Below are 11,610 nucleotides of genomic sequence, written 5' to 3'. Positions count from 1 at the left end.
GGACGCTGAATAGGCGCAGCCGCGCCCAGCGTCCATGGACTCAGGTCTCCTCGTCGCGATCGGCCTCGACCTCGATCTCATCGCCGATCGCCTCTTCCTCATCCTCGAGGTCGGCGTCGTCGTCGAGGGCGGGGTCCGCCTCCACGTCTTCCAGCTCCACATCCTCGGCGTCCGCCTCGGCGGGGACGCCGGCGCGCTTCTTCACCTTGTCCTCCGGCAGGGCGGAGGAGCGGCGGGCGCGCGGCTGCTCGGCCGGCTGTTCCGTCCCGCATTTGGGGCAGACCGCGGGCACGCGCGTCAGGTCGTAGAATTTCGCGCCGCAGGCCACGCAGACGCGCTTCAGGCCAAGTTCCGGCTTTGCCATGGAGCCCTCTATACAATGCCGCCCGTCCGGGCGGGCGGGGCGCATTGCCACGGGCAGCGCGTCGGTGTCAAACCGCCTTCCATGTCGAGCGAATCCGCCCCCCAGCCCCTGCGCGCCCGCGCGGCCCCCGCACCGCTCTCCGGAAGGCTGCGTGTGCCGGGCGACAAGTCCATCAGCCACCGCGCCTTGATGTTCGGCGCGCTGGCCATCGGCACCACCGAAATCCAGGGGCTGCTGGAGGGCGAGGACGTGCTGCGCACCGCCGCCGCCATGCGCCTGCTGGGCGCCACGGTGGACCGGCTGGGCGATGGCGCCTGGCGCGTGGCCGGGCGCGGCATCGGCGGCCTCACGGAACCCGCGGATGTCCTGGACATGGGCAATTCCGGCACCGCCGCGCGGCTGATCTGCGGGCTGCTGGCGGGCCACCCCCTGTTTGCCGTGATGACGGGCGATGCCAGCCTGCGCCGCCGCCCCATGAAGCGCGTGACGGACCCGCTGGCCGCCACCGGCGCCCGTTTCCTGACGCGCGAGGGCGGGCGGCTGCCGCTGGCGGTGGAGGGCGCGCGCAACCCGCTGCCGCTCGACTATAGCCTTCCTGTGGCCTCGGCCCAGGTGAAGAGCGCATGCCTGCTGGCCGGTCTTTGCGCCCCTGGCGTGACCCGCGTGGTGGAGCCCGAAGCCACCCGCGACCACAGCGAGAACATGCTGCGGCATTTCGGGGCCACCGTGCGGGTGACGCCAGAGGGCCATGGCCGCGTCATCGAGCTGGATGGCCAGCCCGAGCTGCGCGCCGCCCCGGTGCTGGTGCCGGGCGACCCCTCCTCGGCCGCCTTCTTCGCGGTGGCGGCGCTGATCGTGCCCGGCAGCCGTCTGGTGGTGGAGAATGTGGGGCTGAACCCGCTCCGCACTGGCCTGTTCGAGACGCTGCGCGAGATGGGCGCCTCCCTCACCGTGGCCAATGCCCGCACCGAGGGCGGTGAGCCGGTGGGCGACCTCGTGCTGCGCCAGGGCGAGCTGCGCGCCGTGGACGTGCCCGCCGCCCGCGCGCCGGCCATGATCGACGAATACCCCATCCTGGCCGTGGCCGCGGCCCATGCTCGCGGCGCCAGCCGCTTCCGTGGCCTGGGCGAACTGCGGGTGAAGGAGAGCGACCGCCTCTCCGGCACCGCAGCCCTGCTGGAGGCCGCCGGCGTGAAGGTCGAGGTGGAGGGTGATGACATGATCGTCCATGGCATGGGCGGCCCCGCCCCCGGCGGCGGCCTGGTCGCCACCCAGATGGACCACCGCCTGGCGATGAGCGCCCTGGTGCTGGGCCTCGCCACCCGCGCCCCCATGACCATTGATGATGGTGGCTTCATCGCCACCAGCTTCCCCGATTTCGTCGGGCTGATGAACCGCGCCGCGGGCGGCGCGGCCATCGAGGCGGCATGAGCACGCCCTTCGTCATCGCCGTGGACGGGCCGGCGGCGGCGGGCAAGGGGACGCTGGCGCGGCGCCTCGCCCGGGAACTGGGCCTGCCCTATCTGGACACCGGCTTGCTCTACCGCGCCACGGGACGAAGGGCGCTGGACATGGGCGCCGACCCCGCCGACCCCGTGGCCGCCGAGGCCGCCGCCCGCGCCCTGGTCCCCGCCGATTTCGAACGCCCCGATCTGCGCGGCCCCGCCGCCGATGCCGCCGCCAGCAAGGTCGCGGCCATTCCGGGCGTGCGGGCGGCGCTGCTGGAGTTCCAGCGCGGCTTCGGCGCGCGGCACGGCGCGGTGCTGGATGGGCGGGACATCGGCACCGTCGTCTTCCCCGACGCGCGGCTGAAGCTCTTCGTCACGGCCAGCCCCGAGGTGCGCGCCCAGCGTCGCCATGCGGAACTGCTGGCCAAGGGCCCGGCGCCGAGCCTCGATCAGGTGGCGCGGGACATGGCCGACCGCGACGCGCGGGATGCCAATCGCGGCGTGGCCCCGCTGCGCCCGGCCGAGGACGCCAAGCTGCTCGACACCAGCGAACTCGATGCCGAAACCGTGTTCCAGATCGCCCTTTCCTGGGCTGTTGCGGCGCAAAAAGCGACATGATGTCCGTGCGGGACGCGGTTTTGGCTTGACCCTGGGGACGACTCCGTCGAAGACAGGCGCGTGTCGGCGATGCCGGGACCGGCCTTCGGGGCGCGCCGCAAGCGACCCACCCATCGGCCCCCAGACCCCTCCGTGGCTGGCGGCAAGCCGTGATGGCATGGCGGGGCATGGCCCCTGGCCGTCGCGCAGGACCGGACTTCGGAACATCTCGTTCCGAACCTGACCCAGGACACAAGCTCTACATGGCCAACGCCAACGCCCCCGGCTCGACCGCGGGCACCGAAGATTTCGCCGCCCTCCTCGATGAAATGCTGGGCGCCAACACCGGCTTCGCCGGCTCCGTCGTCACGGGTAAGGTCGTTCGCCTGGACGACGACTTTGCCGTGGTGGATGTGGGCCTCAAGAGCGAAGGCCGCGTGCCCCTCAAGGAATTCGCCCCCGCCGGCATGAAGCCGGAAGTGCAGGTCGGCGACGTGTTCGACCTCTTCGTCGAGCGCTACGAGGACCGCGACGGCTCCATCGTGCTGAGCCGCGAGAAGGCCCGCCGCGAGGAGGCCTGGACCAACCTCGAGAAGGCCTTCGCCGCCAACCAGCGCGTGAACGGCATCCTGTTCGGCCGCGTGAAGGGTGGCTTCACGGTGGACCTGGGCGGCGCGGTGGCGTTCCTGCCGGGCAGCCAGGTGGACATCCGTCCCGTCCGTGACGTGGGCCCGCTGATGGGCCAGGCCCAGCCCTTCCAGATCCTGAAGATGGACCGCGCCCGCGGCAACATCGTCGTCTCCCGCCGCGCCGTGCTGGAAGAGACCCGCGCCGAGCAGCGCGCGGAGCTGGTCCAGGGCCTGAAGGAAGGCATGGTGCTCGATGGCGTGGTGAAGAACATCACCGACTACGGCGCCTTCGTGGACCTGGGCGGCGTGGACGGGCTGCTGCACGTCACCGACATCGCCTGGCGCCGCATCAACCACCCGAGCGAGGCCCTGACGATCGGCCAGCAGGTGAAGGTGCAGGTCATCCGCTTCAACCAGGACACGCAGCGCATCAGCCTCGGCATGAAGCAGCTGATGAGCGACCCCTGGGACGGCGTGGCGCTCAAGTACCCGGTCAACGCCCGCTTCTCGGGCCGCGTGACCAACATCACCGACTACGGCGCTTTCGTGGAGCTGGAGCCGGGCGTCGAGGGCCTCGTGCACGTCAGCGAGATGTCCTGGACCAAGAAGAACGTGCACCCGGGCAAGATCGTCGCCACCTCCGAGCAGGTGGACGTGATGATCCTGGACGTGGACGAGCCGAAGCGCCGCATTTCGCTGGGCCTCAAGCAGGCGCAGGGCAACCCGTGGGAGCTGTTCGTCCAGAACAACCCGCTGGGCAGCGTGATCGAGGGCGAGATCCGCAACATCACCGAGTTCGGGCTGTTCGTGGGCGTTGGCCCCGACATCGACGGGATGGTGCACCTCTCCGACCTGTCCTGGGATGTCCCTGGCGAACAGGCCCTGGCCGCCTACAAGAAGGGCGACATGGTCAAGGCCAAGGTCCTTGACGTGGACATCGAGAAGGAGCGCATCTCGCTGGGCGTCAAGCAGCTGGAGGCCGACCCGGCCGCCGAGGTGCTGGACCGCGTCCGCAAGGGCGACATCGTCACCTGCACCGTCACCAAGGTCGAGGCCAATGGCATCGAGGTGCGTGTGGACGATGTGCTGACGGGCTTCATCCGCCGCGCCGAACTGGCCCGTGACCGCCAGGACCAGCGCCCGGAGAAGTTCGCCATCGGCGAGAAGGTGGACGCCAAGGTGACCGCCGTGGACCGCGCCGCCCGTCGCCTCTCCCTGACCGTGAAGGGCAAGGAGATCGAGGAGGAGCGCGAGGCCGTGAAGGAGTTCGGCACGGCCGACAGCGGTGCTTCGCTGGGCGACATCCTGGGCGCGGCCATCCGCCGTCGCCGCGAGATGGCCGGCGAGGAGTGAGACACGGCGCCCCACCCGCAAGGGAGGGGCGCGCGGGAATGCAGGGGGCGGGCCGCGAGGCTCGCCCCTTTTTTCATGGTCGCACAATGCCGAGTCAGTGCTTAATTTCGGTGGGGGAATCCCGCGATTTGATACCACCGTAGCTTGTGCCCAATTTATGATACGAAATGAGGGTTCAGGCGCCGCGGGGCCTGCCGGGAAGGCGTTAAGGCTTTCGAATTGAGCCAAAAAATCTCTAAATGTGAAAAATTTTCTTTTAAATACACGAAAAATGTCGATTCACCCTAGCCGCCTACACCTTCCGGTGGTAAATCTCTGCACGCAAAACGTGTGGAGATGGACGGATGCGAATTCTCCTGGTGGAAGATGACCGGTCGGCGGCACGCGGCATCGCGTTTCAGCTCCAGCAGCATCGGATGGTCGTGGATGTGGCGGATTGCGGGGCCGAGGCCCTGGAACTGGCCCGCCTCTATGACTACGACGCCGCCATCGTGGACCTGATGCTGCCCGACATGGAGGGCTATGACGTGGTGGCGAAGTTCCGCGCCGCCCGTATCGAGGCCCCGGTGCTCATGCTTTCCGCGAATGGCCGGACCCAGGCGAAGATCCGTGGGCTGTCGGTCGGCGCGGATGACTACCTGTCCAAGCCTTTCGAGCCCGATGAGCTGGTGGCACGGCTGCAGGCGATGATCCGCCGATCCAAGGGCTTCAGCCAGCCGCGCATCCAGCTTGGCGCCCTCTCGCTGGACCTCAGCGCGAAGGAAGTGGCGATAAATGGACGGTCGGTCCACCTGACCACCAAGGAATACGCCATCCTGGAACTGCTGCTCATGCGCCGCGGCACGGTGCTGTCCAAGGAGAACTTCCTGGACCACCTCTATGGCGGCATGGACGAGCCGGACGCCAAGATCATCGACGTCTTCGTCTGCAAGCTCCGCAAGAAGCTCCAGCAGGCCGGCGCGCCCAATGTGATCGGCACGGTCTGGGGGCGCGGCTATATCATCCGCGAGAGCAGCCCGCTCCCCGCCATGCCGGGGCTGCGTGCGGGGCTGGGAGATGGCCGCCTCAGCGCGGCCTGACCTTTGGCATGATCAATCCTGGTTGATCGTGCCTCCCGTTCGCTGCGCGGTTGATCGGCGGCGTTGGCCACTTCACAAAAGCCGACCAACGCCAGCGCGCGCTGCATCGCACGCCTTCGCTGCGGTGCAGCACACCAAAAGATTGCATCCTGGCCATGCGCGGCCGCACTCTTCTCCCCTAAAGCCGGGAGGAGATCTCCACATGATCGTCGCGCAGGTTCTAAAGACCAAGGGCAGCCAGGTGGTGTCCGTCCGTCCAGGGGACTCGATCGCCTCCATCACCCGCACATTGGCGCAGCACCGGATCGGCGCGGTGCTGGTGCTGGAAGGGGAGCAGGTGCTGGGCATCGTCAGCGAACGCGACATCGTCCGCGCGCTGGCTGCCCTTGGCGAAGCCGTGATGCGAATGACGGCGGGCCAGCTGATGACGCGGGTGCTCTTCACCGCGGGGCCGGCCAGCACCATCCAGGATGCCCTCCAGCTCATGACCGACCGCCGGGTCCGTCACCTGCCGGTCCTGCACGCCGACGGGACGCTGGCCGGCATGGTCTCCATCGGCGACCTGGTGAAGGCGCGCATCGCGGAGGCCGAGGACGAGGCCGAGGCGCTCAAGAGCTACGTCGCCACCGCGGGCTGAGGGTTTTGACCTGCCGCAAGGACGGCGGGCGGGTGGCGTGGTGATCTCGGCGGGCGATCTTGAAAGGAGCGTCCGCATGAACCACCGCCACCGCAAGGTGCTGCATGGCATTTTCGCCCACCCGCTGAACCACAACCTCGACCCGCGCGCGGTCGAGCATGTCCTCGAAGAATTGGGCGCAGAGCTTAGCCACACCGGACATGGCGCCCTGGCCGTAAAGCTGGGCGAGGAGCGTGGCAGCTTCCACCTCGGCTCCGGCTCTGTCGGAGGTGACGAGGTCATGCGCCTGCGCAAGCTGATCACCGCCGCCGGCGTCGAACCGGAGCGCGACTACCCCCTGTGAATGGAAGGCGGGGTGCACGGATTCGCGTGCATCCCGCAAGGTTTCTGCCGCCTGGGCGGGCAGGGATGTGAGAAGCCCCGCGGGACGGGCCCAAGGCGGGCTTGCGCGCCGCCCGCCCGCCGCGTGATGATCCGCCCCATCAAAAGCCCGAATGGGAGAGGCTCATCGTCATGCTCACCACCCGCCGCGCCCTTCTGGCGGCCGGGGCCGCCGCGCCCCTGCTGCCTGCCCTCGATGCCGCCGCCCAGGCGCGCTGGCAGATGGCCACCCCCTATCCGGACGGCAACTTCCACACGCGCAACGTGCGGACCTTCCTGGAGGAACTCTCCACCGCCACGGGCGGGCGCGTGAACGTCCAGCTCCATTCCAATGCCTCGCTGCTGCCCATGGCGCAGATCAAGCGCGGCACGCAGAGCGGCCAGGTCCAGCTCGGCGAGATCCTGCTCTCGGCCTATGGCAACGAGGACCCGTTCTTCGAGGTGGACAGCATCCCGCAGCTGGTGCCCACCTATGCCGATGCCCGCCGCCTGAACGAGGTGACACGGCCCTTCATCGAGGCGCGCCTGCAGCGCCAGGGCCTCTCGCTGCTCTACATGGTGCCCTGGCCCTCCTCGGGCTTCTACACCAACACGCCCATCGAGACGCTGGAGAATTTGCGCGGCACCCGCATGCGCACCTTCAACGTCATGACCAACCGCTTCGCGACGCTGGTGGGCGCCAGCCCGGTTCTGGTGCAGGCGGCGGAAGTGCCGCAGGCCTTCGCCACCGGCGTGGTGAACGCGATGGTGACGAGTGCCGCAACGGGTGTGGACAGCAGCGCCTGGGATTTCGCGCGCTACTTCACCCATGTGGGCTTCACCTTCACGCGCAACGCGGTCTTCGTGAATCGCCGCGCGCTGGAAGCCCTTTCCGCCGCCGACCAGGCCGCGGTCCGTGCCGCCGCCGCCGCCGCCGAGACGCGGGGCTGGCGGATGAGCGAGGAGGCCCGTGACGCCGCCGCCGCCACGCTGGCGCAGCGCGGCATGAATGTCAGCCAGGCCTCGCCCGCCATGCTGGAGGCGATGGCGCGCATCTCCGACACGATGGTGCAGGAGTGGCTGACGCGCTCGGGCCCCGACGGGCAGGCCGCCATCCAGGCCTACCGCGCCGGCCGGAGCTGAGGGGGCGTGCGCCGCGCGCTGGATGCCCTCTATGGCTTGTGTGGCGTGCTCGCGGCGCTGGCCCTGCTGGGCATCTTCCTGGTGATGATGGCGCAGATGATCCTGCGCCAGTTCGCCATCCAGTTCCCGGGTGCCACGGACCTCACCGGCTATCTCTGCGTGATGGTGGGGTTCCTGGGCCTGGCCTGGACCTTCCGCAAGGGCGAGCTGATCCGGGTGGGACTGCTGGTGGAAAACCTGCCGCCCCCCAAGCGACGGGCGATGGAGATCTTCGCCCTCACCATCGCCGCCATCATGGTCGCCTACATCGTCTGGTGGAGCTGGCACGACGCCATGTTCAGCCTCGAGATCGAGGAGGTCGCGCAGGGCAGCGTGGCCTATCCCCTCTGGATTCCCAAGCTCACCATTCCCATCGGCGCGGGGGTGCTGCTGGTGGCCATCCTCGATGAATGGGTGGCCGTGCTCCGCGGCCAGAAGCCCGGCTACGCCCGCGCCGCCGAGGCGCGTGCGGCCGCCCACGACTACACGGCCTGACCGCGATGGGGCTTCTCGAACTCGCGCTCCTGCTGCTGGTGCTGCTCATCTTCCTGCTGGCTTCGGGCGTCTGGGTGGCGCTCGGGCTCGCGGCCACGGGCTATGTGGCCATGGCGCTGGTGCACCCCTCGCCGGGGCTGTTCCTGGCCGGCGCCTATTGGGAAAGCGCGGCCAGCTGGACCCTGGCCGCCCTGCCCATGTTCATCTGGATGGGCGAGATCCTGTTCCGCACGCGGCTGAGCAATGAGCTGTTCAACGGCATCGCCCCCTGGGTGCGGCGCCTGCCCGGACGGCTGATGCATGTGAACATCTTCGCCTGCGGCCTGTTCGGCTGCGTGAGCGGATCGAGCGCCGCCACCTGCGCCACCGTCAGCAAGATCGCCCTGCCGGAACTGGCCAAGCGCGGCTATGACCAGCGCACCGCCATCGGCAGCCTGGCCACGGCGGGCACGCTGGGGCTGCTGCTGCCGCCCTCCATCATCATGGTGGTCTATGCGGTGGCGGCCGAGGTCTCCATCGTGCGTGTCTTCATCGCGGGCTTCATCCCCGGGCTGATGGTGGTGGTGCTGTTCAGCGCCTACATCGCCATCTGGGCGCTGCTGAACCCGCAGAAGCAGCCGGCGGCCGAGCCTTCGACCAGTTTCGGCCACAAGCTGCGGCAATCGGCGCAGCTCATCCCCTGCGTGCTGCTGATCCTGTCTGTCATCGGCTCCATGCTGGGCGGCATCGCCACCGCGACCGAGGCCGCGGCCTTCGGCGTGGCGGGCAGCCTGGTGCTGGCGGCGGTGACCGGCTCGCTCAGCTGGCAGGGCTTCAAGGACAGCCTGGCCGGGGCCACGCGGCTCTCCTGCATGATCCTGTTCATCCTGGCCGGCGCCGCCTTCCTGACCAAGGCGATGGCGCTGACTGGCATCCCGGCCGCGCTGGCGGCGGCGGTGGCGAGTGCGGGGCTCGGCCCCTATGCCATCATCGCCATCCTGACCGTGGTCTATATCCTGCTCGGCACCTCGCTGGATGGCGTCTCCATGATCGTGCTGACCACCAGCGTGGTGGTGCCGATGGTGCAGCAGGCGGGGTTCGACCTGATCTGGTTTGGCATCTTCATCATCCTGCTGGTCGAGATCGGGCAGATCACGCCGCCGCTCGGCTTCAACCTCTTCGTGATGCAGAGCATGACAGGGAAGGAACAGACCGAGATCGCGCTCGCCGCGCTGCCCTTCTTCGCCATGCTGGTGCTGGCGGTGGCGCTGATCACGGTCTTTCCCTGGTTGGTGACCGCTTTGCCGGATTACCTCCTGGCGCGGTAGAAGCGGGGCCGGCGCCACGCAACGAGCACAGGAGGAGACAACATGCAGCGCGACGTGACGGTCAGCGAGGTCGGCCCGCGTGACGGGCTGCAGATGGTCTCCCAGGTGATGCCCACCGAGGTGAAGTGCCGCTGGATTGCGGCCCTGCACGCCGCGGGCCTGCCCGAGATCGAGGTCGCCTCCTTCGTGCCGCCCGCCTTGGTGCCGCAGATGGCGGATGCGGAGGCCGTGACGCGCTTCGCAAAGTCCCTGCCCGGACTGCATGTGGCCGTGCTGGTGCCCAACAAGCGCGGCGCCGAGGCCGCGGTGGCGGCGGGGGCCGACAAGATCACGCTGACGCTCTCGGCCAGCGAGAAGCACAGCCAGGCCAATCTCCGCCGCTCGCGCGAGCGGCAGATGGAGGAGGCGCGGGCGCTGGCCGCGCACGTCACCGCCCTCGACTCCGCCACGCGCCCGAGCCTGGAGGCCGGGCTCTCCACCGCCTTCGGCTGCTCCCTCCAGGGCGAGGTGCCGGAACGCGACGTGGTGGACATGGCCGTGGCGCTGGCCGAGGCCGGCTTCGACAGCGTGGGCCTCTCGGACACGGCGGGCTATGCACAGCCGGCCCAGGTGCGGCGCCTGCTGCGCGCCGTCCGCGCCGAGATCGGCAAACGCTGCGACAGCCTGCACATGCACGACACCATGGGGCTGGGGCTGGCCAACGTCACGGTGGGCGTGGAGGAAGGCATCCGCATCTTCGACGGCGCGCTGGCGGGGCTGGGCGGCTGCCCCTTCGCGCCGGGCGCCTCGGGCAACATCGTGACGGAAGACCTGGTGTTCCTGCTGGAATCCCTGGGCCTGCGGACGGGCGTGGACCTTGACGCGCTGCTCGCCGCCCGCGCCATCCTGGCCGAGGCGCTGCCCCGCGAACCGCTGCATGGCGCCTATGCCCGCGCCGGCCGCCCGACCGGCTGGAAGGCCGCGGCATGACCACGCCCACCCCGCTGAAGGGCCTGCGCGTCGTCGAATTCACCCACATGGTCATGGGCCCGACCGCGGGCATGGTCCTGGCCGATCTGGGCGCCGAGGTCATCAAGGTGGAGCCCGCGCCGGAAGGCGACACCACCCGCCGCCTGACCGGCTCCGGCATCGGCTTCTACGCCGCCTTCGGCCGGGGGCGCCGTAGCCTGTGCGTGAACATGAAGGACCCGCGCGGCCGCGCCCTGGTGCATCGCCTCACCGACCGCGCCGATGTGCTGCTGGAGAATTTCCGACCCGGCGCCATGGCCAAGCTGGGCTTCGGCCCGGAGGAGCTGGCCGCGCGGAACCCACGCCTGATCTACTGCTCCGGCAAGGGCTTCCTCCCCGGCCCCTACGAACATCGCACCGCGCTGGACGAGGTGGTGCAGATGATGGGCGGCCTCGCCCACATGACGGGGCCGGAGGGGCGGCCGCTGCGCGCGGGCTCCAGCGTCATTGACATCATGGGCGGGCTTTCGGCGGTCATCGGCATCCTGGCCGCGCTGCGCGAACGCGAAAGCACGGGCCTGGGCGGCCAGGTGCAGGCGGGGCTGTTCGAGACGGTGGCGCTGCTGATGGCGCAGCACATGGCGCAGACCGCCATCACCGGCCAGGCGCCGCCGCCCATGTCCACCCGCCTGCCGGCCTGGCCCGTCTACGACATCTTCGACACGGCCGATGGCGGGAAGGTCTTCGTGGGGGTGGTGACGGACACCTCCTGGCCCGCCTTCTGCGTGGCCTTTGGTCTGGACGACCTGGCCGCCGACCCCACGCTGCGCACCAAGCAGCAGCGCGTGGCCGAGCGCGCGCGCACCATCCCGCGCATCGCCGCCGTGCTGCGCACCTATGACAAGGCCGCGCTGATGGCGAAGTGCGAGGCGCTGGGCCTGCCCTACGCCCCGATCGGCAGGCCCGAGGATTTGTTCGAGGACCCGCATCTGAACGGCTCGGACGGACTGGTGCCCATGACGCTGCCCGACGGGCGGCCGGTGAAGCTGCCCGCCCTGCCCATCACGCTCGACGGCGCGCGGCCCGGTGGCGCCGGCAACCTGCGCGCCCCGGGCGCCGATGGCGCGGACATCGCCACCGAACTCGGCTTCACCGCCGAGGAGGTGGCCGAGATGCGCGCGGCGGGCGTTCTGTAGCGCGTCCCGGTTTTG

At 69.6% G+C, this 11,610-nt stretch carries 12 protein-coding genes; 11 read left to right on the top strand and 1 reads right to left on the bottom strand.

Annotated elements, in window-relative coordinates:
* Positions 1-40: 40 nt before the first annotated feature.
* Positions 41-364 carry a TIGR02300 family protein gene (locus tag ICW72_RS10095; protein WP_191086045.1) on the bottom strand — a complete coding sequence of 108 codons (324 nt, stop codon included), beginning with the start codon at positions 362-364 and terminating at the stop codon, positions 41-43.
* Between the two features lie 81 nt (positions 365-445).
* On the opposite strand from ICW72_RS10095, the gene aroA reads away from it, so the two are divergent.
* The 11 genes from aroA (at position 446) to ICW72_RS10040 (ending at position 11,595) form a co-directional block, all read left to right on the top strand.
* Positions 446-1,795, top strand: a complete 1,350-nt coding sequence (aroA, locus tag ICW72_RS10090) for a 3-phosphoshikimate 1-carboxyvinyltransferase (RefSeq protein WP_191086044.1) — start codon at positions 446-448, stop codon at positions 1,793-1,795.
* Positions 1,792-2,430, top strand: a complete 639-nt coding sequence (locus ICW72_RS10085) for a (d)CMP kinase (RefSeq protein ID WP_191086043.1) — start codon at positions 1,792-1,794, stop codon at positions 2,428-2,430. Before aroA ends, ICW72_RS10085 begins: the two co-directional genes overlap by 4 nt.
* A gap of 242 nt (positions 2,431-2,672) precedes the next feature.
* Positions 2,673-4,391 carry a 30S ribosomal protein S1 gene (gene rpsA / locus ICW72_RS10080; RefSeq protein WP_184381575.1) on the top strand — a complete coding sequence of 573 codons (1,719 nt, stop codon included), beginning with the start codon at positions 2,673-2,675 and terminating at the stop codon, positions 4,389-4,391.
* A 344-nt stretch (positions 4,392-4,735) separates the two neighbouring features.
* On the top strand, positions 4,736-5,470 hold the full coding sequence (locus tag ICW72_RS10075) for a response regulator transcription factor (RefSeq protein WP_184381574.1): 735 nt from the start codon (positions 4,736-4,738) through the stop codon (positions 5,468-5,470).
* Positions 5,471-5,672: 202 nt separating this feature from the next.
* Positions 5,673-6,107 (top strand): CBS domain-containing protein, encoded by a 435-nt coding sequence (locus ICW72_RS10070; protein ID WP_184381573.1) that lies wholly within the window; start codon positions 5,673-5,675, stop codon positions 6,105-6,107.
* A gap of 76 nt (positions 6,108-6,183) precedes the next feature.
* Complete coding sequence (locus ICW72_RS10065) at positions 6,184-6,450, top strand: hypothetical protein (protein ID WP_191086042.1); 267 nt, start codon at positions 6,184-6,186, stop codon at positions 6,448-6,450.
* Between the two features lie 170 nt (positions 6,451-6,620).
* On the top strand, positions 6,621-7,610 hold the full coding sequence (locus ICW72_RS10060) for a TRAP transporter substrate-binding protein (RefSeq protein WP_191086041.1): 990 nt from the start codon (positions 6,621-6,623) through the stop codon (positions 7,608-7,610).
* Positions 7,611-7,616: 6 nt separating this feature from the next.
* Positions 7,617-8,144: a TRAP transporter small permease gene (locus ICW72_RS10055; protein WP_191086040.1), complete on the top strand. Its 528-nt coding sequence runs from the start codon at positions 7,617-7,619 to the stop codon at positions 8,142-8,144.
* Positions 8,145-8,149: 5 nt separating this feature from the next.
* Positions 8,150-9,451 carry a TRAP transporter large permease gene (locus ICW72_RS10050; protein ID WP_191086039.1) on the top strand — a complete coding sequence of 434 codons (1,302 nt, stop codon included), beginning with the start codon at positions 8,150-8,152 and terminating at the stop codon, positions 9,449-9,451.
* A gap of 42 nt (positions 9,452-9,493) precedes the next feature.
* A complete protein-coding gene (locus tag ICW72_RS10045; protein ID WP_191086038.1) occupies positions 9,494-10,420 on the top strand; it encodes a hydroxymethylglutaryl-CoA lyase in 927 nt (308 codons plus the stop codon).
* Entirely contained in the window at positions 10,417-11,595 is a 1,179-nt protein-coding gene (locus ICW72_RS10040) for a CaiB/BaiF CoA transferase family protein (protein WP_191086037.1), read from the top strand. The genes ICW72_RS10045 and ICW72_RS10040 overlap by 4 nt, the downstream gene beginning before the upstream one ends.
* Positions 11,596-11,610: the final 15 nt, after the last annotated feature.

This window comes from Roseococcus microcysteis, assembly GCF_014764365.1.
In the GTDB taxonomy this organism is placed as follows: Bacteria; Pseudomonadota; Alphaproteobacteria; order Acetobacterales; family Acetobacteraceae; genus Roseococcus; species Roseococcus microcysteis.
This window is presented reverse-complemented; position numbering and strand designations above follow the sequence as displayed.

Excerpts from the sequence above, each read along its gene's own strand:
- ICW72_RS10095 (WP_191086045.1), bottom strand. The coding sequence starts at position 364 with ATGGCAAAGCCGGAACTTGGCCTGAAGCGCGTCTGCGTGGCCTGCGGC.
- aroA (WP_191086044.1), top strand. The coding sequence starts at position 446 with ATGTCGAGCGAATCCGCCCCCCAGCCCCTGCGCGCCCGCGCGGCCCCC.
- ICW72_RS10085 (WP_191086043.1), top strand. The coding sequence starts at position 1,792 with ATGAGCACGCCCTTCGTCATCGCCGTGGACGGGCCGGCGGCGGCGGGC.
- rpsA (WP_184381575.1), top strand. The coding sequence starts at position 2,673 with ATGGCCAACGCCAACGCCCCCGGCTCGACCGCGGGCACCGAAGATTTC.
- ICW72_RS10075 (WP_184381574.1), top strand. The coding sequence starts at position 4,736 with ATGCGAATTCTCCTGGTGGAAGATGACCGGTCGGCGGCACGCGGCATC.
- ICW72_RS10070 (WP_184381573.1), top strand. The coding sequence starts at position 5,673 with ATGATCGTCGCGCAGGTTCTAAAGACCAAGGGCAGCCAGGTGGTGTCC.
- ICW72_RS10065 (WP_191086042.1), top strand. The coding sequence starts at position 6,184 with ATGAACCACCGCCACCGCAAGGTGCTGCATGGCATTTTCGCCCACCCG.
- ICW72_RS10060 (WP_191086041.1), top strand. The coding sequence starts at position 6,621 with ATGCTCACCACCCGCCGCGCCCTTCTGGCGGCCGGGGCCGCCGCGCCC.
- ICW72_RS10050 (WP_191086039.1), top strand. The coding sequence starts at position 8,150 with ATGGGGCTTCTCGAACTCGCGCTCCTGCTGCTGGTGCTGCTCATCTTC.
- ICW72_RS10045 (WP_191086038.1), top strand. The coding sequence starts at position 9,494 with ATGCAGCGCGACGTGACGGTCAGCGAGGTCGGCCCGCGTGACGGGCTG.
- ICW72_RS10040 (WP_191086037.1), top strand. The coding sequence starts at position 10,417 with ATGACCACGCCCACCCCGCTGAAGGGCCTGCGCGTCGTCGAATTCACC.